General features: G+C 55.4%; 27 protein-coding genes. All 27 read right to left on the bottom strand.

What is annotated here, in order from left to right:
• Positions 1 to 8: 8 nt before the first annotated feature.
• Entirely contained in the window at positions 9 to 1,337 is a 1,329-nt protein-coding gene (gene secY / locus KW841_RS25320) for a preprotein translocase subunit SecY (RefSeq protein ID WP_003228718.1), read from the bottom strand.
• On the bottom strand, positions 1,338 to 1,775 hold the full coding sequence (gene rplO / locus KW841_RS25315; protein ID WP_003228720.1) for a 50S ribosomal protein L15: 438 nt from the start codon (positions 1,773 to 1,775) through the stop codon (positions 1,338 to 1,340).
• Between the two features lie 3 nt (positions 1,776 to 1,778).
• Positions 1,779 to 1,955, bottom strand: coding sequence for a 50S ribosomal protein L30 (gene rpmD / locus KW841_RS25310; RefSeq protein WP_003176408.1), 177 nt, complete (start codon positions 1,953 to 1,955; stop codon positions 1,779 to 1,781).
• 2 nt (positions 1,956 to 1,957) lie between these two features.
• Positions 1,958 to 2,458 (bottom strand): 30S ribosomal protein S5, encoded by a 501-nt coding sequence (gene rpsE, locus KW841_RS25305; RefSeq protein WP_003186035.1) that lies wholly within the window; start codon positions 2,456 to 2,458, stop codon positions 1,958 to 1,960.
• A 3-nt stretch (positions 2,459 to 2,461) separates the two neighbouring features.
• Positions 2,462 to 2,812, bottom strand: a complete 351-nt coding sequence (gene rplR, locus KW841_RS25300) for a 50S ribosomal protein L18 (protein WP_003186037.1) — start codon at positions 2,810 to 2,812, stop codon at positions 2,462 to 2,464.
• A 10-nt stretch (positions 2,813 to 2,822) separates the two neighbouring features.
• Complete coding sequence (gene rplF / locus KW841_RS25295; protein ID WP_003176412.1) at positions 2,823 to 3,356, bottom strand: 50S ribosomal protein L6; 534 nt, start codon at positions 3,354 to 3,356, stop codon at positions 2,823 to 2,825.
• 12 nt (positions 3,357 to 3,368) lie between these two features.
• Positions 3,369 to 3,761, bottom strand: coding sequence for a 30S ribosomal protein S8 (gene rpsH / locus KW841_RS25290; protein WP_003186040.1), 393 nt, complete (start codon positions 3,759 to 3,761; stop codon positions 3,369 to 3,371).
• Between the two features lie 209 nt (positions 3,762 to 3,970).
• Positions 3,971 to 4,276, bottom strand: coding sequence for a 30S ribosomal protein S14 (gene rpsN / locus KW841_RS25285; RefSeq protein WP_003176414.1), 306 nt, complete (start codon positions 4,274 to 4,276; stop codon positions 3,971 to 3,973).
• 13 nt (positions 4,277 to 4,289) lie between these two features.
• A complete protein-coding gene (rplE, locus tag KW841_RS25280; protein ID WP_003210069.1) occupies positions 4,290 to 4,829 on the bottom strand; it encodes a 50S ribosomal protein L5 in 540 nt (179 codons plus the stop codon).
• A 22-nt stretch (positions 4,830 to 4,851) separates the two neighbouring features.
• Positions 4,852 to 5,166, bottom strand: coding sequence for a 50S ribosomal protein L24 (gene rplX / locus KW841_RS25275; protein WP_095059509.1), 315 nt, complete (start codon positions 5,164 to 5,166; stop codon positions 4,852 to 4,854).
• Positions 5,167 to 5,177: 11 nt separating this feature from the next.
• Positions 5,178 to 5,546 carry a 50S ribosomal protein L14 gene (gene rplN / locus KW841_RS25270; protein WP_002555479.1) on the bottom strand — a complete coding sequence of 123 codons (369 nt, stop codon included), beginning with the start codon at positions 5,544 to 5,546 and terminating at the stop codon, positions 5,178 to 5,180.
• Between the two features lie 23 nt (positions 5,547 to 5,569).
• Entirely contained in the window at positions 5,570 to 5,836 is a 267-nt protein-coding gene (gene rpsQ, locus KW841_RS25265; RefSeq protein WP_003176419.1) for a 30S ribosomal protein S17, read from the bottom strand.
• A gap of 2 nt (positions 5,837 to 5,838) precedes the next feature.
• On the bottom strand, positions 5,839 to 6,030 hold the full coding sequence (gene rpmC, locus KW841_RS25260) for a 50S ribosomal protein L29 (RefSeq protein ID WP_002555481.1): 192 nt from the start codon (positions 6,028 to 6,030) through the stop codon (positions 5,839 to 5,841).
• Entirely contained in the window at positions 6,030 to 6,443 is a 414-nt protein-coding gene (gene rplP, locus KW841_RS25255; RefSeq protein ID WP_003228729.1) for a 50S ribosomal protein L16, read from the bottom strand. The genes rpmC and rplP overlap by 1 nt, the downstream gene beginning before the upstream one ends.
• Before the next feature lie 12 nt (positions 6,444 to 6,455).
• A complete protein-coding gene (rpsC, locus tag KW841_RS25250) occupies positions 6,456 to 7,142 on the bottom strand; it encodes a 30S ribosomal protein S3 (RefSeq protein WP_007970424.1) in 687 nt (228 codons plus the stop codon).
• A gap of 13 nt (positions 7,143 to 7,155) precedes the next feature.
• Entirely contained in the window at positions 7,156 to 7,488 is a 333-nt protein-coding gene (gene rplV / locus KW841_RS25245; protein ID WP_003103908.1) for a 50S ribosomal protein L22, read from the bottom strand.
• A gap of 11 nt (positions 7,489 to 7,499) precedes the next feature.
• Positions 7,500 to 7,775: a 30S ribosomal protein S19 gene (gene rpsS, locus KW841_RS25240; protein ID WP_002555486.1), complete on the bottom strand. Its 276-nt coding sequence runs from the start codon at positions 7,773 to 7,775 to the stop codon at positions 7,500 to 7,502.
• A 16-nt stretch (positions 7,776 to 7,791) separates the two neighbouring features.
• Complete coding sequence (rplB, locus tag KW841_RS25235) at positions 7,792 to 8,616, bottom strand: 50S ribosomal protein L2 (RefSeq protein ID WP_003228734.1); 825 nt, start codon at positions 8,614 to 8,616, stop codon at positions 7,792 to 7,794.
• Positions 8,617 to 8,630: 14 nt separating this feature from the next.
• On the bottom strand, positions 8,631 to 8,930 hold the full coding sequence (gene rplW, locus KW841_RS25230) for a 50S ribosomal protein L23 (RefSeq protein ID WP_002555488.1): 300 nt from the start codon (positions 8,928 to 8,930) through the stop codon (positions 8,631 to 8,633).
• Positions 8,927 to 9,529, bottom strand: coding sequence for a 50S ribosomal protein L4 (rplD, locus tag KW841_RS25225; RefSeq protein WP_003228735.1), 603 nt, complete (start codon positions 9,527 to 9,529; stop codon positions 8,927 to 8,929). The genes rplW and rplD overlap by 4 nt, the downstream gene beginning before the upstream one ends.
• Positions 9,530 to 9,541: 12 nt before the next feature.
• On the bottom strand, positions 9,542 to 10,177 hold the full coding sequence (gene rplC / locus KW841_RS25220) for a 50S ribosomal protein L3 (protein WP_003186059.1): 636 nt from the start codon (positions 10,175 to 10,177) through the stop codon (positions 9,542 to 9,544).
• 80 nt (positions 10,178 to 10,257) lie between these two features.
• Positions 10,258 to 10,569 (bottom strand): 30S ribosomal protein S10, encoded by a 312-nt coding sequence (gene rpsJ / locus KW841_RS25215; protein ID WP_003186070.1) that lies wholly within the window; start codon positions 10,567 to 10,569, stop codon positions 10,258 to 10,260.
• A gap of 157 nt (positions 10,570 to 10,726) precedes the next feature.
• A complete protein-coding gene (tuf, locus tag KW841_RS25210; protein WP_007970421.1) occupies positions 10,727 to 11,920 on the bottom strand; it encodes an elongation factor Tu in 1,194 nt (397 codons plus the stop codon).
• Between the two features lie 30 nt (positions 11,921 to 11,950).
• Positions 11,951 to 14,056: an elongation factor G gene (gene fusA, locus KW841_RS25205; protein WP_007970420.1), complete on the bottom strand. Its 2,106-nt coding sequence runs from the start codon at positions 14,054 to 14,056 to the stop codon at positions 11,951 to 11,953.
• A 30-nt stretch (positions 14,057 to 14,086) separates the two neighbouring features.
• On the bottom strand, positions 14,087 to 14,560 hold the full coding sequence (gene rpsG, locus KW841_RS25200; protein ID WP_007970418.1) for a 30S ribosomal protein S7: 474 nt from the start codon (positions 14,558 to 14,560) through the stop codon (positions 14,087 to 14,089).
• Between the two features lie 108 nt (positions 14,561 to 14,668).
• Complete coding sequence (rpsL, locus tag KW841_RS25195) at positions 14,669 to 15,040, bottom strand: 30S ribosomal protein S12 (protein WP_003186084.1); 372 nt, start codon at positions 15,038 to 15,040, stop codon at positions 14,669 to 14,671.
• Positions 15,041 to 15,256: 216 nt separating this feature from the next.
• On the bottom strand, positions 15,257 to 19,456 hold the full coding sequence (rpoC, locus tag KW841_RS25190; RefSeq protein WP_007970416.1) for a DNA-directed RNA polymerase subunit beta': 4,200 nt from the start codon (positions 19,454 to 19,456) through the stop codon (positions 15,257 to 15,259).
• Positions 19,457 to 19,485 lie beyond the last annotated feature (29 nt).

Genomic DNA, 19,485 nt, shown 5'->3' with positions numbered 1-19,485 from the left:
CTTATGGGTCAGCGCAGCATGCCGCTGCCGTAACCCTTCAGGTTGGCTTTCTTCATCAGGGATTCGTACTGGTGCGAAACGAGGTGCGATTGTACTTGGGACATGAAGTCCATCACAACCACGACGACGATCAGCAACGAGGTCCCGCCAAGGTAGAACGGTACGTTGGCTGCAACCACCAGGAACTGGGGCAACAGGCAGACGGCCGTCATGTAAAGAGCACCGAACATGGTCAAGCGAGTCAGAACGCCATCAATGTAGCGCGCAGACTGCTCACCTGGACGGATGCCCGGAATAAAGGCACCGGACTTCTTCAGGTTTTCCGCTACGTCTTTCGGATTGAACATCAACGCCGTATAGAAGAAGCAGAAGAAAATAATCCCTGCACTAAACAGCAGAATATTCAACGGCTGACCAGGAGCGATCGACTGCGAGATGTCCTGCAACCAGCCCATACCTTCAGACTGACCGAACCAGGCACCCAACGAAGCCGGGAACAGCAAAATGCTGCTCGCGAAAATAGCCGGAATAACACCGGCCATGTTCACCTTCAGCGGCAAGTGGCTGGTCTGCGCAGCGAAGACCTTGCGGCCCTGCTGACGCTTGGCGTAGTGAACAGCAATACGACGCTGACCACGCTCAATGAACACCACGAAACCGATAATCGCTACTGCCAGCAAACCGATGGCAACCAGGGCGAAGATGTTGATATCACCCTGACGTGCAGACTCGAAAGACTGCCCGATCGCTCTCGGAAGACCGGCGACGATACCCGAAAAAATCAACATCGAGATACCGTTGCCAACACCACGCTCAGTAATCTGCTCACCCAGCCACATCATGAACATCGCACCAGCCACAAACGTGGATACCGCGACGAAATGGAAGCCAAAGTCACCAGTGAACGCAACGCCCTGCCCCGCCAGACCAATGGACATGCCAATGGCCTGGACGAGAGCGAGGACGACAGTGCCGTAGCGGGTGTACTGGCTGATCTTGCGACGGCCAGCTTCACCTTCCTTCTTCAACTGCTCCAGCTGCGGGCTGACGGCGGTCATCAGTTGCATGATGATCGATGCCGAGATGTACGGCATGATCCCCAGTGCAAAGATGCTCATCCGTTCCAGCGCGCCGCCGGAAAACATGTTGAACAAGCTAAGAATGGTCCCCTCATTCTGTCGAAACAGGTCCGCGAGTCGGTCCGGGTTGATACCTGGAACCGGGATGTGTGCGCCTATTCGGTAGACGATAATCGCCAGGAACAGAAAACGCAGACGAGCCCAGAGTTCAGACATACCGCCTTTGCCGAGCGCAGAGAGAGCACCTTGCTTAGCCATTTATTCCTCGAACTTGCCGCCAGCTGCTTCGATAGCCGCACGCGCACCTTTGGTGGCGCCGATTCCCTTGCCGATAGTGACAGCGCGAGTCACTTCACCGGACAGCATGATTTTCACACGCTGTACGTTGACGTTGATCACGTTGGCATCTTTCAGGGACTGCACGGTGACGATGTCGCCTTCCACTTTAGCCAGCTCGGACAGACGCACTTCTGCGCGGTCCATGGCTTTCAGGGAAACGAAACCGAACTTCGGCAGGCGACGATGCAGCGGCTGTTGACCGCCTTCAAAGCCTGGAGCAATGGTGCCACCGGAGCGAGAGGTCTGACCTTTGTGACCACGGCCACCAGTCTTACCCAAACCGCTACCGATACCACGGCCCGGACGATGCTTTTCGCGACGGGAACCCGGCGCTGGACTCAGATCATTGAGTTTCATCGATTAACCCTCGACACGCAGCATGTAGTAAGCCTTGTTGATCATCCCGCGATTCTCGGGAGTATCCTGGACTTCTACAGTGTGACCGATGCGACGCAGACCCAGACCCTTAACGCACAGTTTGTGGTTAGGGATGCGGCCGGTCATGCTTTTGATCAGCGTAACTTTAACGGTAGCCATGATCAGAAGATCTCCTTGACGCTTTTGCCACGCTTGGCGGCAATGGATTCAGGAGACTGCATTGCTTTCAAACCCTTGAAAGTGGCGTGAACCACGTTTACCGGGTTAGTCGAGCCGTAGCACTTGGCCAGAACGTTCTGAACGCCAGCAACTTCGAGGACAGCACGCATAGCGCCGCCAGCGATGATACCGGTACCTTCAGAAGCAGGCTGCATGTACACCTTCGAAGCGCCGTGAGCGGACTTCATGGCGTACTGCAGGGTGGTGCCGTTCAGATCAACCTGGATCATGTTGCGGCGAGCAGCTTCCATTGCCTTCTGGATCGCAGCAGGCACTTCACGCGACTTGCCACGGCCGAAGCCAACACGGCCCTTACCATCACCAACCACGGTCAACGCGGTGAAAGTGAAGATACGGCCGCCTTTAACGGTTTTGGCTACGCGGTTAACTTGAACCAGCTTCTCGATGTAGCCTTCGTCGCGCTTTTGGTCGTTATTTGACATAACTTAGAACTCCAGCCCAGCTTCACGAGCAGCATCAGCCAGCGCTTTAACGCGGCCGTGGTACTTGAAGCCAGAGCGGTCGAAAGCCACCTGCGAGACGCCAGCGGCCTTAGCACGCGTAGCGACCAGCTGGCCAACCTTAGTGGCCGCGTCGATGTTGCCGGTGGCACCATCACGCAGTTCTTTATCCAAAGTCGAGGCGCTTGCCAGGACTTTGTTGCCGTCGGCCGAAATGACCTGGGCGTAGATGTGCTGCGAAGAGCGGAACACGCAGAGACGCACGACTTCGAGTTCGTGCATTTTCAGGCGTGCTTTGCGAGCGCGACGCAGTCGAGTAACTTTTTTGTCGGTCATTTGCTATGCCCTACTTCTTCTTGGCTTCTTTACGACGGACGACTTCGTCCGCGTAGCGCACACCTTTGCCTTTGTACGGCTCTGGTGGACGGAAGTCGCGGATCTCGGCGGCCACTTGACCTACCAGCTGCTTGTCGATGCCCTTGATCAGGATATCGGTCTGGCTAGGAGTCTCAGCGGTGATGCCTTCCGGCAGTTCGTAATCCACTGGGTGCGAGAAGCCAAGAGCCAGGTTCAGCACTGTGCCTTTTGCTTGCGCTTTGTAACCAACACCGACCAGCTGGAGCTTACGCTCGAAGCCTTGGCTTACGCCTTGGACCATGTTGTTTACCAACGCACGAGTGGTACCAGCCATTGCGCGAGTCTGTTGATCGCCATTGCGAGCAGCGAAACGCAGCTCACCAGCTTCTTCAACGATCTCAACGGACGAATGGATGTTCAGTTCGAGAGTGCCCTTGGCACCCTTCACCGAAAGCTGTTGGCCTGCGAATTTTACTTCGACACCGGCTGGCAGCTTAACGGGGTTCTTAGCGACGCGAGACATGCTTATCCCCCCTTAGAACACAGTGCAAAGAACTTCGCCGCCGACACCGGCAGCGCGCGCAGCACGATCAGTCATCACACCCTTGTTGGTGGAGACGATAGACACACCGAGACCGCCACGAACTTTTGGCAGATCATCGACGGACTTGTACTGACGCAGGCCTGGACGGCTAACGCGCTTCACTTCTTCGATAACCGGACGGCCTTCGAAGTACTTCAGCTCGATGGACAGCAGTGGTTTGATTTCGCTGCTGATCTGATAACCCGCAATGTAACCTTCGTCCTTCAGGACTTTGGCAACAGCTACCTTCAACGTGGAAGATGGCATGCTTACGACGGACTTTTCAGCCATCTGGGCATTACGGATACGAGTTAGCATGTCCGCTAACGGGTCCTGCATACTCATGGGCTAGACGCTCCTAATACAAAAAAATTAGCCTTGCGGCTATTACGTGTCGCCGAGAATCTCCGGGCATGAAAAACACGGGCTCAGGCGAGCCGGGTATTCTAGACACACCCCAGAAATGAATCAAGCCCCAAAAGGGGCTTGATCCAGATTCAAGGCCACCGGTGGTCAGGATCTTGCGATCCTGGACACCGAGACTTTGACAGTACTTACCAGCTGGCTTTAACCAGACCCGGTACGTCACCACGCATGGCAGCTTCACGCAGCTTGTTACGGCCGAGGCCGAACTTGCGGTAAACACCGTGTGGACGACCGGTCAGGCGGCAGCGGTTACGCATGCGCGAAGCGCTTGCGTCACGTGGCTGCTTCTGCAGGGCTACTGTAGCTTCCCAACGCGCTTCTGGACTTGCGTTCAGATCAACGATGATAGCTTTCAGTGCTGCACGCTTCTTGGCGTACTTGGCAACCGTGAGCTGACGCTTCAGCTCGCGGTTTTTCATGCTCATCTTGGCCATGGTCCTACTCCAATCAGTTGCGGAACGGGAATTTGAACGCACGCAGCAGAGCGCGGCCTTCATCATCGTTCTTGGCAGTGGTGGTCAGGGTGATGTCCAGACCGCGGAGAGCATCGATCTTGTCGTAGTCGATTTCCGGGAAGATGATCTGCTCTTTCACGCCCATGCTGTAGTTGCCACGACCATCGAAGGACTTGGCATTCAGGCCGCGGAAGTCGCGAACCCGAGGCAGGGAGATCGACAGCAGACGATCCAGGAACTCGTACATACGCTCACGGCGCAGGGTCACTTTGACGCCGATCGGCCAACCTTCACGGACTTTAAAGCCAGCGATGGATTTACGAGCGTAGGTCACAACGACTTTCTGGCCGGTGATCTTTTCCAGGTCAGCAACAGCGTGCTCGATGACTTTTTTGTCGCCGATCGCTTCGCCCAGACCCATGTTCAGGGTGATTTTGGTAACGCGCGGAACTTCCATCACGTTCGAAAGCTTAAGTTCTTCCTTAAGTTTCGGAGCAATTTCCTTCCGGTAAATCTCTTTTAGTCGTGCCATGGTCTCATCTACCTAGCAGTGTTCAAGCATCAACCGCTTTTTGGGTCGACTTGAAGACACGAATTTTCTTGCCGTCTTCTACTTTGAAACCAACGCGGTCAGCCTTGTTGGTTTCGCTGTTGAAAATGGCGACGTTAGAAGCATCCAGTGGAGCTTCTTTTTCGACGATACCGCCCTGCACGCCCGACATCGGGTTAGGCTTGGTATGACGCTTGACCAGGTTCAGACCACCAATAACCAAACGGTTGTTAGCGAGAACCTTAAGCACCTTACCGCGCTTACCTTTGTCTTTGCCGGCGATCACGATGATCTCGTCGTCACGACGAATCTTTTGCATGTCGGATCTCCTTACAGCACTTCTGGGGCGAGCGAGACGATCTTCATGAACTTCTCAGTACGAAGTTCACGGGTCACTGGCCCAAAGATACGGGTGCCGATCGGCTCTTGCTTGTTGTTCAACAGAACAGCAGCGTTGCCATCAAAGCGGATAATGGAGCCATCAGCACGACGTACGCCGTGACGAGTGCGGACTACAACAGCAGTCATCACTTGGCCTTTTTTCACTTTACCGCGAGGAATTGCTTCCTTGACGGTAACTTTGATGATGTCACCGATACCAGCGTAACGACGATGGGAGCCACCCAGCACCTTGATGCACATAACGCGGCGAGCGCCGCTGTTATCGGCCACATCGAGCATGGATTGAGTCTGAATCATATAATTTCTCCGACCCCTAGTCCTTAGACTTCCACAGCGCGTTCGAGAACATCAACCAGCGCCCAAGACTTGGTCTTGGCCAAAGGACGAGTTTCACGAATAGTGACTTTGTCGCCGATGTGGCACTGATTGGTTTCGTCGTGCGCGTGCAGCTTAGTCGAACGCTTAACGTATTTACCGTAGATCGGGTGCTTAACGCGACGCTCGATCAGAACGGTGATGGTTTTGTCCATCTTGTCGCTGACAACACGGCCAGTCAGCGTACGGACAGTTTTTTCGGCTTCAGCCATGATTACTTACCTGCCTGCTGGTTGAGCACAGTCTTCACGCGAGCGATGTCACGCTTAACTTGCGAGAGCAGATGAGACTGCCCCAACTGGCCAGTTGCTTTCTGCATACGCAGATTGAACTGGTCGCGCAGCAGGCCGAGCAGTTGCTCGTTCAGCTGCTGTGCGGATTTTTCACGAAGTTCATTCGCTTTCATCACATCACCGTCCGTTTAACAAAGGAGGTGGCGAGCGGCAGCTTTGCAGCAGCCAGGGCGAAAGCCTCACGCGCCAGCTCTTCAGAAACACCCTCGATTTCATACAGGACTTTGCCTGGCTGAATCTGGGCAACCCAGTACTCCACGTTACCCTTACCTTTACCCATACGAACCTCGAGAGGCTTCTTGGAGATCGGCTTGTCCGGGAATACACGGATCCAGATCTTGCCGCCACGTTTTACGTGACGGGTCAGAGCACGACGCGCTGACTCGATCTGACGAGCGGTGAGACGACCACGAGCAACAGACTTCAGCGCGAACTCGCCGAAGCTGACTTTGCTACCGCGCAATGCCAGGCCACGGTTGTGACCAGTCATTTGCTTGCGGAACTTCGTACGCTTTGGTTGCAACATTTGGCGTACCCCTTACTTAGCAGCTTTTTTACGAGGCGCTGGTGCTTGTGGTTTCAGTTCTTCTTGGCGACCACCAATTACTTCGCCTTTGAAGATCCAAACCTTTACACCGATCACACCGTAAGTGGTGTGAGCTTCGTAGTTGGCATAGTCGATGTCGGCACGCAGGGTGTGCAATGGCACACGACCTTCGCGATACCATTCAGTACGTGCGATTTCAGCACCGCCGAGACGACCGCTCACTTGGATTTTGATGCCTTTGGCACCAATGCGCATGGCGTTCTGTACGGCGCGCTTCATAGCACGACGGAACATTACGCGACGCTCCAGCTGCTGAGCTACGCTCTGCGCAACCAGCATACCGTCGAGCTCCGGCTTGCGGATCTCTTCGATATTGATGTGCACAGGCACACCCATTTGCTTGGTCAGGTCCTGACGCAGTTTCTCAACATCTTCACCTTTCTTCCCGATAACGATACCTGGACGAGCGGTGTGGATGGTGATGCGTGCAGTTTGGGCCGGACGATGGATATCGATACGGCTTACGGACGCGCTTTTTAGTTTGTCTTGGAGGTACTCACGCACATTCAGATCTGCGAGCAAATAGTCCGCATAAGTCCGACCGTCTGCGTACCAGACGGAGGTGTGCTCCTTGACGATTCCCAGGCGAATGCCAATGGGATGTACTTTCTGACCCATCTCTTCGACTCCGTTACTTGTCAGCAACCTTGACAGTGATATGGCAAGACCGCTTGACGATGCGATCAGCACGGCCTTTGGCACGTGGCATGATGCGCTTCAGCGAACGCCCTTCGTTGACGAAAACGGTGCTGACCTTCAGGTCATCAACGTCTGCGCCTTCGTTATGCTCGGCGTTGGCTACGGCCGACTCCAGCACTTTCTTCATGATCTCGGCGGCTTTCTTACTGCTGAAAGCCAACAGGTTGAGCGCTTCGCCCACCTTCTTCCCGCGGATCTGGTCGGCGACCAAGCGGGCTTTCTGGGCGGAGATTCGAGCGCCCGACAACTTAGCGGCTACTTCCATTTCCTAACCCCTTAACGCTTGGCTTTCTTGTCTGCCACGTGCCCGCGATAAGTGCGGGTACCGGCGAACTCGCCCAGTTTGTGGCCGACCATGTCTTCGTTCACGAGAACTGGGACGTGCTGACGACCGTTGTGTACTGCGATGGTCAGACCGACCATTTGTGGCAGGATCATCGAACGACGCGACCAGGTTTTCACCGGTTTGCGATCGTTCTTTTCCGCCGCCACTTCGATCTTCTTCAGTAGGTGAAGATCGATAAAAGGACCTTTTTTCAGAGAACGTGGCACTGTCGTATCCCTCTATTTACTTGCGACGACGGACGATCATTTTGTCGGTACGCTTATTACCACGAGTCTTCGCGCCCTTAGTCGGGAAGCCCCATGGCGATACCGGATGACGACCACCAGAGGTACGACCTTCACCACCACCATGTGGGTGGTCAACCGGGTTCATGGCAACACCACGAACGGTTGGGCGAACGCCACGCCAGCGTTTGGCACCGGCTTTACCCAGCGAACGCAGGCTGTGCTCGGAGTTCGAGACTTCGCCCAGGGTCGCACGGCATTCAGCCAGGACTTTACGCATTTCACCGGAACGCAGACGCAGGGTAACGTACACGCCTTCACGAGCGATCAGCTGAGCCGAAGCACCAGCGGAACGAGCGATCTGTGCGCCTTTACCTGGCTTCAGTTCGATGCCGTGTACGGTAGAACCGACTGGAATGTTGCGCAGTTGCAGAGCGTTGCCTGGCTTGATTGGAGCCAGAGCGCCTGCGATCAGCTGGTCGCCAGCACTCACGCCTTTAGGGGCGATGATGTAGCGGCGCTCGCCGTCTGCGTAGCAGAGCAGTGCGATGTGAGCAGTACGGTTTGGATCGTATTCGATACGCTCGACAGTGGCGACGATGCCATCTTTGTCGTTGCGACGGAAATCGACCATACGGTAATGCTGCTTATGACCACCACCGATGTGACGAGTGGTAATACGGCCATTGTTGTTACGACCACCAGTCTTCGATTTCTTCTCGAGCAGCGGTGCGTGAGGAGCGCCTTTATGCAGCTCCTGGTTGACCACCTTGACCACAAAACGGCGGCCAGGGGAAGTCGGTTTGCATTTAACGATTGCCATGATGCACCCCTTCCTTACTCAGCACTGCTGCTGAAATCGAGATCTTGGCCTGGCTGAAGGGAGATAACTGCCTTCTTCCAGTCATTACGCTTGCCCAGACCGCGAGCAGTGCGCTTGCTCTTACCCAGAACATTCAGGGTAGTTACACGCTCTACTTTCACGCTGAACAGGCTTTCGACGGCCTTCTTGATTTCCAGCTTGGTTGCGTCAGTAGCAACCTTGAAAACGAACTGGCCTTTCTTGTCTGCCAGAACCGTAGCCTTCTCGGAAACGTGCGGGCCAAGCAGAACTTTAAATACGCGTTCCTGGTTCATCCCAGCAGCTCCTCGAATTTCTTCACGGCCGACACGGTGATCAACACCTTGTCGTATGCGATCAGACTAACTGGATCGGAACCTTGCACGTCACGTACATCTACGTGTGGCAGGTTACGAGCAGCCAGGTACAGGTTCTGATCAACAGCGTCCGACACGATCAGAACGTCGGTCAGGCTCATGTTGTTCAGCTTGCCCAGCAGGTCTTTGGTTTTCGGCGTTTCAACGGCGAAATCCTGAACCACGACCAGACGATCAGTACGCACCAGCTCAGCAAGGATGGAACGCATTGCTGCGCGATACATCTTCTTGTTCAGCTTCTGGGAGTGATCCTGAGGACGAGCTGCGAAAGTGGTACCGCCGCCACGCCAGATTGGGCTACGGATAGTACCGGCACGAGCACGGCCAGTACCTTTCTGACGCCATGGGCGCTTGCCGCCACCACGAACGTCGGAACGGGTCTTTTGCTGCTTGGAACCCTGACGGCCGCCGGCCATGTAGGCCACGACTGCTTGGTGAACCAGCGTCTCGTTGAATTCGCCGCCAAATGTCAGTTCGGAAACTTCGATCGCTTGAGCGTCATTTACATTTAATTGCATGTCAGCTTCCCCTTAACCGCGAGCCTTGGCTGCTGGACGTACAACCAAGTTGCCGCCAGTAGCGCCAGGAACAGCGCCCTTGACCAACAACAGATTGCGTTCAGCGTCCACGCGCACTACTTCGAGGGACTGCACGGTCACGCGCTCAGCGCCCATATGACCGGACATTTTTTTGCCCTTGAATACACGACCAGGAGTCTGGCACTGGCCGATAGAGCCTGGAACGCGGTGGGATACGGAGTTACCGTGGGTGTTATCTTGCCCGCGGAAATTCCAACGCTTGATCGTACCCTGGAAGCCTTTACCCTTGGACTGACCGGTTACATCAACCAGTTGACCAGCGGCGAAGATTTCAGCGTTGATCAGATCGCCGGCCTGGTACTCGCCTTCTTCAAGGCGGAATTCCATTACGGTACGACCAGCGGCAACGTTCGCTTTAGCGAAGTGGCCAGCCTGAGCTGCTGTTACACGCGAAGCACGACGCTCGCCGACAGTGACTTGCACTGCACGATAGCCATCGGTCTCTTCAGTTTTGAACTGGGTGACGCGATTCGGCTCGATCTCAATGACCGTGACCGGAATGGAGACACCTTCTTCGGTGAAAATACGGGTCATACCGCATTTACGACCGACTACACCAATAGTCATGTTGTAAACCTCATGAGTGTACGGGGCTTTCACCCGCTATGGCCGCCCATTTCAGAGCGTTACACGACTAAGACCGAGTCTTAGCCGAGGCTGATCTGCACTTCCACACCGGCCGCAAGATCAAGCTTCATAAGAGCATCAACGGTTTTATCCGTTGGCTGGACGATGTCCAGAACGCGCTTATGAGTACGGATCTCGTACTGGTCACGCGCGTCTTTGTTGACGTGCGGGGAGACCAGAACGGTGAACCGCTCTTTACGGGTAGGCAGTGGAATTGGACCACGCACTTGAGCACCAGTACGTTTCGCGGTTTCCACGATTTCCTGGGTTGATTGGTCGATCAGGCGATGGTCGAAAGCCTTCAACCTGATACGGATTTGCTGATTTTGCATTGGATTTCAGACTCCGGCTGCTATTCCCACCGGGCGCAATACGCCCGTTAAAAGGAGGCGCAATTCTATAGACGCCCCAGATAGGTGTCAACCCAATAAAAAAGCCCCCGCTGAGCGGGGGCTTTTCAAAGCATCGAAGCTATCTCAAAAGAGATGCTTACTCGATGATTTTGGCTACGACGCCGGCGCCGACGGTACGACCGCCTTCACGGATAGCGAAACGCAGACCGTCTTCCATCGCGATGGTTTTGATCAGGGTAACAGTCATCTGAATGTTGTCACCTGGCATTACCATTTCAACGCCTTCTGGCAGCTCGCAGTTACCAGTCACGTCAGTAGTACGGAAGTAGAACTGTGGACGGTAGCCCTTGAAGAACGGAGTGTGACGACCGCCTTCTTCCTTGCTCAGAACGTAAACTTCTGCGGTGAACTTGGTGTGCGGCTTAACCGAACCTGGCTTAACCAGAACCTGACCACGCTCAACGTCGTCACGCTTGGTGCCACGCAGCAGAACGCCGCAGTTCTCGCCAGCACGACCTTCGTCGAGCAGTTTACGGAACATTTCAACACCGGTGCAGGTGGTGACGGTGGTGTCACGCAGACCAACGATTTCCAGTGGATCCTGTACGCGAACGATACCGCGCTCGATACGACCAGTCACAACAGTACCGCGACCGGAGATCGAGAATACGTCTTCGATTGGCATCAGGAACGGCTTGTCGATAGCACGCTCTGGCTCTGGGATGTAGGTGTCCAGAGTTTCTACCAGCTTCTTGACGGCAGTGGTGCCCATCTCGTTGTCATCTTTGCCTTCCAGCGCCATACGGGCCGAACCAATGATGATTGGAGTGTCGTCGCCTGGGAAGTCATAAGTGCTCAGCAGATCGCGCACTTCCATCTCTACCAATTCCAGCAGCTCAGCGTCGTCTACCAGGTCAGCCTTGTTCAGGAAAACCACGATGTACGGAACGCCTACCTGACGGGACAGCAGGATGTGCTCACGGGTTTGTGGCATCGGACCATCAGCGGCCGAGCAAACCAGGATCGCGCCGTCCATCTGGGCAGCACCGGTGATCATGTTCTTCACGTAGTCAGCGTGACCTGGGCAGTCAACGTGAGCGTAGTGACGAATGTTCGAGTTGTACTCGACGTGCGCGGTGTTGATGGTGATACCACGAGCTTTTTCTTCTGGCGCGCTGTCGATCTTGTCGAATTCAACGATTGCAGAACCGAAAACTTCGGAGCAAACGCGAGTCAGAGCTGCGGTCAGAGTGGTTTTACCGTGGTCAACGTGACCGATGGTGCCAACGTTGACGTGCGGTAGGGAACGATCAAATTTTTCTTTAGCCACGACAATTAACTCCTTGCCTAAAGGACTGAATCAGCCTTGTTTTTTGGTAACGGTTTCGACGATGTGCGACGGAGCCGTATTGTATTTTTTGAATTCCATAGAGTAGCTTGCGCGACCCTGGGACATCGAACGAACGTCGGTCGCATAACCGAACATCTCGCCCAACGGAACTTCAGCACGGATCACCTTACCGGAAACCGTGTCTTCCATACCCAGAATCATGCCGCGACGACGATTGAGGTCGCCCATCACGTCACCCATATAGTCTTCAGGCGTAACAACCTCTACCGCCATGATCGGCTCGAGCAACTCACCACCGCCCTTCTGGGCCAGTTGCTTGGTCGCCATGGAAGCAGCCACCTTAAACGCCATCTCGTTGGAGTCGACGTCGTGGTAAGAACCATCAAACACGGTAGCCTTCAGGCCGATCAGCGGATAGCCGGCAACTACGCCGTTCTTCATCTGCTCTTCGATACCCTTCTGGATAGCCGGGATGTATTCCTTAGGAACCACACCACCCACTACTTCGTTCAAGAATTGCAGACCTTCCTGACCTTCGTCAGCAGGAGCAAAACGGATCCAGCAATGACCGAACTGGCCACGACCACCGGATTGACGAACGAACTTGCCTTCGATTTCGCAGTTCTTCGTGATGCGCTCACGATAGGAAACCTGAGGCTTACCGATGTTGGCTTCGACGTTGAACTCACGGCGCATCCGGTCAACCAGGATGTCCAGGTGCAGCTCGCCCATGCCAGAGATGATCGTTTGACCAGTCTCTTCATCAGTCTTGACGCGGAAAGACGGGTCTTCCTGAGCAAGCTTGCCCAGAGCGATACCCATTTTTTCCTGGTCATCCTTGGTCTTAGGCTCAACGGCAACCGAAATAACCGGCTCCGGGAAGTCCATGCGAACCAGGATGATTGGCTTGTCAGCGTTGCACAAGGTTTCACCAGTGGTGACGTCCTTCATGCCGATCAAGGCCGCGATGTCGCCAGCGCGTACTTCCTTGATCTCTTCACGGGCGTTTGCGTGCATCTGCACCATACGACCCACACGCTCTTTCTTGCCTTTGACCGAGTTGATCACGCCGTCGCCGGAGGCCAACACGCCCGAGTAAACGCGGACGAAGGTCAAGGTACCCACGAATGGGTCGGTAGCGATCTTGAACGCCAGAGCCGAGAACGGCTCGTTGTCGTCTGCATGACGCTCCATCTGCTTTTCCTCGTCATCCGGGTCAGTACCCTTGATGGCAGGAATGTCGGTTGGAGCCGGCAGGTAGTCGATAACGGCGTCGAGAACCAGGGGAACGCCCTTGTTCTTGAAGGAAGAACCGCAAACAGCCAGAACGATCTCACCAGCGATAGTACGCTGACGCAGAGCACCCTTGATTTCCTCGATGGAGAGCTCTTCCCCTTCGAGGTACTTGTTCATCAGCTCTTCGCTGGCTTCGGCCGCAGCCTCAACCATGTTGTTGCGCCACTCTTCAGCCAGTTCCTGCAGCTCAGCAGGGATGGCTTCACGACGAGGAGTCATACCCTTGTCGGCATCGTTCCAGTAAACGGCTTCCATGGTCATCAGATCGATCTGACCCTGGAAGTTGTCTTCGGAACCGATAGCCAACTGGATAGGCACCGGAGTGTGACCCAGACGCTGCTTGATCTGAGCGATCACGCGCAGGAAGTTCGCACCGGCACGGTCCATCTTGTTCACGTAAACAATACGTGGAACGCCGTACTTGTTGGCTTGACGCCATACGGTTTCGGACTGAGGCTCAACGCCGGAGGTGCCGCAGAACACAACGACCGCGCCGTCGAGTACACGCAGGGAACGCTCAACTTCAATGGTGAAGTCAACGTGGCCCGGGGTATCGATGACGTTGAAGCGGTATTGGTCTTTGTGCTGCTTGGCCGAACCCTGCCAGAAGGCGGTAATGGCAGCAGAAGTAATGGTAATACCACGCTCCTGCTCCTGAACCATCCAGTCAGTGGTCGCAGCGCCGTCATGCACTTCGCCCATCTTGTGGCTTTTGCCAGTGTAAAAAAGGACGCGCTCGGTGGTGGTGGTTTTACCAGCATCCACGTGAGCAACGATACCGATGTTACGGTAGCGATTAATCGGTGTAGTACGAGCCATAAAGCCCTCGCAAAATGAGTGACGCTAGAATTAGAAGCGGTAGTGCGAGAAAGCCTTGTTGGCTTCAGCCATACGGTGCACGTCTTCACGCTTCTTAACTGCAGCACCTTTACCTTCGGCGGCGTCCAACAGTTCGCCAGCCAAACGCAGAGCCATAGACTTCTCGCCGCGCTTGCGGGCGAAGTCTACCAACCAGCGCATTGCCAGAGCGTTACGACGGGAAGGACGAACCTCGACCGGAACCTGGTAAGTAGCACCACCAACGCGGCGCGACTTCACTTCGACCAGCGGAGCGATGGCGTCGAGTGCTTTTTCGAAGAGTTCCAGGGGATCGGTGCCGGCCTTACGAGCCTTCACGGTATCCAGGGCACCATAAACGATACGCTCGGCAACGGCTTTCTTGCCGCTTTCCATTACGTGGTTCATGAATTTGGCGAGGATTTGGCTTCCGTATTTCGGATCGTCCAGAATCTCACGCTTGGCTGCTACGCGACGTCTTGGCATTGATAAGCCCTCAAACGGTCTTCAGGTTAGCCCGGGACAGATCCAGTGGATACGTGCCCGACCTTACTCTTATCGACTCAATAAAATGAATAACTGCAAAACGGCCGATTACTTCGGACGCTTGGTACCGTACTTCGAACGACCCTGGTTACGACCTTTAACACCGGAAGTATCCAACGAACCGCGAACGGTGTGGTAACGAACACCTGGCAAGTCTTTTACACGACCGCCGCGGATCAGTACCACGCTGTGCTCTTGCAGGTTGTGGCCTTCACCACCAATGTACGAGGAAACCTCGAAACCGTTGGTCAGACGCACACGGCATACTTTACGCAGTGCCGAGTTAGGTTTTTTCGGCGTGGTGGTGTACACACGGGTGCACACGCCACGGCGTTGCGGGCAGTTCTGCAGCGCAGGCACGTCGGATTTCTCGACGATACGCTTACGCGGCTGACGTACCAGCTGGTTGATAGTTGCCATCTACTAGCTCCACTGTTGTCTTGCGACGCTATTGTCTTGCAAGAAAAGCAAAATGGCAGGAACGAGTTCCCGCCAAATTTAGGGGTACAAGAGTCTAAAGAGGATCTTGTCCCCAGTCAAGGCAAGGCCCCGCCCTCCCCGCTCATCCAATCTCGACAATTTGTCTCGATTCGATGAACGGAGTGACCAGGGCCTCACACTCATTTACCGCAGAACTCAGTTACCGCTCGAGTTCAGCGCTTCGGTCAGTGCAGCTTCCACTTCACTGGCGCTTACGCGCAACGGCTTGTCTGCATCACGGCGACGCTTACGCTCGCTGTGATAAGCCAGACCGGTACCGGCCGGGATCAGACGACCCACGACCACGTTTTCTTTCAGGCCGCGCAGGTAATCGCGCTTGCCGGTTACCGCCGCTTCGGTCAGTACGCGGGTGGTTTCCTGGAAGGAAGCCGCCGAGATGAACGATTCGGTGGACAACGACGCCTTGGTGATACCCAGCAGTACACGAGTGAACTTGGAGACAAACTTGTCTTCAGTCGCCAGGCGCTCGTTCTCTACCAGTACGTGAGTCAGTTCCATCTGGTCGCCCTTGATGAAACTGGAATCGCCGGATTCAGCGATTTCAACTTTACGCAGCATCTGACGCAGGATGGTCTCGATGTGCTTGTCGTTGATCTTCACGCCTTGCAGACGGTAAACGTCCTGGATCTCGTTAACGATGTACTTGGCCAGCGCACTCACACCCAGCAGACGCAGGATGTCGTGTGGATCGCTCGGACCGTCGGAGATAACTTCGCCGCGGTTTACCTGTTCGCCTTCGAACACGTTCAGGTGACGCCACTTCGGAATCAGCTCTTCGTACGGATCGCTACCGTCGTTCGGGGTAATGACCAGACGGCGCTTGCCCTTGGTCTCTTTACCGAACGCGATGGTGCCGCTGACTTCAGCCAGAATCGACGCTTCTTTCGGACGACGGGCTTCGAACAGGTCGGCAACACGCGGCAGACCACCGGTGATGTCACGGGTCTTCGAAGTTTCTTGCGGAATACGAGCGATAACATCACCGATCGCAATCTTCGCACCGTCCGCTACACCGACCAGGGCGTTGGCTGGCAGGAAGTACTGAGCGATAACGTCAGTGCCTGGCAGCAACAGATCCTTGCCGTTGTCGTCGACCATCTTAACGGCTGGACGGATGTCCTTACCGGCAGCTGGACGATCTTTGGCGTCGAGTACTTCAATGTTGGTCATACCGGTCAATTCGTCAGTCTGACGCTTGATCGTGATGCCTTCTTCCATGCCCACGTAGGTCACGGTACCTTTCATTTCGGTAACGATCGGGTGAGTGTGCGGATCCCACTTGGCCACGATGGCGCCAGCGTCGACCTTGTCACCTTCTTTAACCGAAATCACGGCACCGTACGGCAGCTTGTAACGCTCACGCTCACGACCGAAGTCATCAGCGATGGCCAGCTCACCGGAACGGGACACAGCTACCAGGTGACCATCCACTCGCTCAACGTGCTTCAGGTTATGCAGACGGACGGTACCGCCATTCTTCACCTGAACGCTGTCGGCTGCGGAGGTCCGGCTTGCCGCACCACCGATGTGGAACGTACGCATCGTCAGCTGGGTACCCGGCTCACCGATGGACTGGGCAGCGATAACGCCGACCGCTTCACCGATGTTCACCTGGTGACCACGAGCCAGGTCACGGCCGTAGCACTTGGCGCAAATGCCGTAGCGGGTTTCGCAGCTGATCGGCGAACGCACGATCACTTCGTCGATGCTGTTCAGCTCGATGAACTCGACCCACTTCTCGTCTACCAGGGTGCCAGCAGGAACGATGACGTCCTCGGTACCCGGCTTGAATACGTCACGGGCAATAACACGACCCAATACGCGCTCACCCAACGGCTCTACAACGTCACCGCCCTCAATGTGCGGAGTCATCAGCAGACCGTGCTCGGTGCCGCAATCGATCTCGGTTACAACCAGATCCTGCGCCACGTCTACCAGACGACGAGTCAGGTAACCCGAGTTCGCCGTTTTCAACGCGGTATCCGCCAGACCTTTACGAGCACCGTGAGTGGAGATGAAGTACTGAAGTACGCTCAAGCCTTCACGGAAGTTCGCAGTAATCGGCGTTTCAATGATGGAGCCGTCCGGCTTGGCCATCAGGCCACGCATACCGGCGAGCTGACGAATCTGTGCTGCGGAACCCCGCGCACCCGAGTCGGCCATCATGTACATCGAGTTGAACGATTCCTGGTCGACTTCGACGCCATGACGGTCGATGACTTTCTCTTTCGAGAGGTTGGCCATCATCGCCTTGGAAACTTCGTCGTTCGCCTTGGACCAAAGGTCGATCACTTTGTTGTACTTCTCGCCCTGGGTTACCAGGCCGGAGGCGTACTGGCTCTCGATCTCTTTCACTTCGTCGGTGGCTGCACCGATGATGCGGGCTTTTTCATCCGGGATAACGAAGTCGTTCACACCGATGGAAACGCCGGAGATGGTCGAGTAGGCAAAACCGGTATACATCAACTGGTCAGCGAAGATAACGGTCTCTTTCAGACCAACCACGCGGTAGCACTGGTTGATCAGCTTGGAGATCGCCTTTTTCTTCATCGGCAGGTTGACGACGTCGTACGACAGACCTTTTGGCACAACCTGGAACAACAGCGCACGGCCGACAGTGGTGTCGACGATACGGGTGTTGGTCACGCTGCCGCCGTCACGGTCGTTGACGGTTTCGTTGATCCGGACTTTGACCTTGGCATGCAGTGCGGCTTCGCCGGCACGGAACACACGGTCAACTTCCTGCAGATCCGCGAACACACGACCTTCGCCCTTGGCGTTGATCGCTTCACGCGTCATGTAGTACAGACCCAATACAACGTCCTGCGACGGAACGATGATTGGCTCACCGTTGGCTGGCGACAGAATGTTGTTGGTCGACATCATCAACGCACGCGCTTCCAGCTGGGCTTCCAGCGTCAGCGGTACGTGCACGGCCATTTGGTCGCCGTCGAAGTCGGCGTTGTACGCGGCGCAGACCAGCGGGTGCAGCTGGATAGCCTTACCTTCGATCAGTACCGGTTCAAACGCCTGGATACCCAGACGGTGAAGGGTCGGTGCACGGTTGAGAAGAACCGGGTGTTCGCGAATCACTTCAGCGAGAACGTCCCAAACTTCCGGCAGCTCGCGCTCGACCATCTTCTTGGCAGCCTTGATGGTGGTCGCGAGACCACGCATTTCCAGCTTGCCGAAAATGAACGGCTTGAACAGCTCGAGAGCCATCTTCTTCGGCAGACCGCACTGGTGCAGACGCAGGGTCGGACCTACGGTAATTACCGAACGGCCGGAGTAGTCAACACGCTTACCGAGCAAGTTCTGACGGAAACGACCCTGCTTACCCTTGATCATGTCAGCCAGGGATTTCAGAGGACGCTTGTTGGAACCTGTGATAGCGCGGCCACGACGACCGTTGTCGAGCAGTGCGTCGACAGCTTCCTGCAACATACGCTTTTCGTTGCGCACGATGATGTCCGGAGCGGACAGATCCAGCAGGCGCTTCAAACGGTTGTTACGGTTGATCACTCGACGATACAGATCGTTGAGGTCGGAAGTCGCGAAACGACCGCCATCCAGCGGGACCAGTGGACGCAGATCTGGCGGCAGAACCGGCAGAACGGTCAGCACCATCCACTCTGGCAGGTTGCCGGAACCCTGGAAGGCCTCCATCAACTTCAGACGCTTGGACAGCTTCTTGATCTTGGTTTCCGAGTTGGTTTGCGGAATTTCTTCGCGCAGACGGCCAATCTCGTGTTCCAAGTCGATAGCGTGCAGCAGTTCGCGGACAGCTTCGGCACCCATACGGGCATCGAAATCATCGCCGAACTCTTCCAGCGCTTCGAAGTACTGCTCGTCGTTCAGCAGCTGACCTTTTTCAAGGGTGGTCATGCCTGGATCGATAACGACGTAGCTCTCGAAGTAGAGAACGCGTTCGATATCACGCAGGGTCATGTCCATCAGCAAGCCGATACGGGACGGCAGCGATTTCAGGAACCAGATGTGGGCAACCGGCGAAGCCAGTTCGATGTGCGCCATGCGCTCACGACGAACTTTTGCCAGCGCGACTTCAACGCCGCACTTCTCGCAGATCACACCGCGGTGCTTCAAGCGCTTGTACTTACCGCACAGGCACTCGTAATCCTTTACCGGGCCAAAGATCTTGGCGCAGAACAGGCCGTCACGCTCAGGTTTGAACGTACGGTAGTTGATGGTTTCCGGCTTTTTAACTTCACCGAACGACCACGAACGGATCATCTCAGGCGATGCCAATCCGATACGGATGGCGTCGAACTCTTCGACTTGACCCTGGTTTTTCAGCAAATTCAGTAGGTCTTTCAAGGCCTTTCCTCCTGGCGGAGCAGAGAGCG

This window comes from Pseudomonas sp. PDM28, assembly GCF_019219115.1.
In the GTDB taxonomy this organism is placed as follows: domain Bacteria; phylum Pseudomonadota; class Gammaproteobacteria; order Pseudomonadales; family Pseudomonadaceae; genus Aquipseudomonas; species Aquipseudomonas laurylsulfatiphila.
The sequence above is the reverse complement of the archived record's forward strand: the minus strand, read 5'-3'. Positions and strand labels throughout refer to the sequence as shown.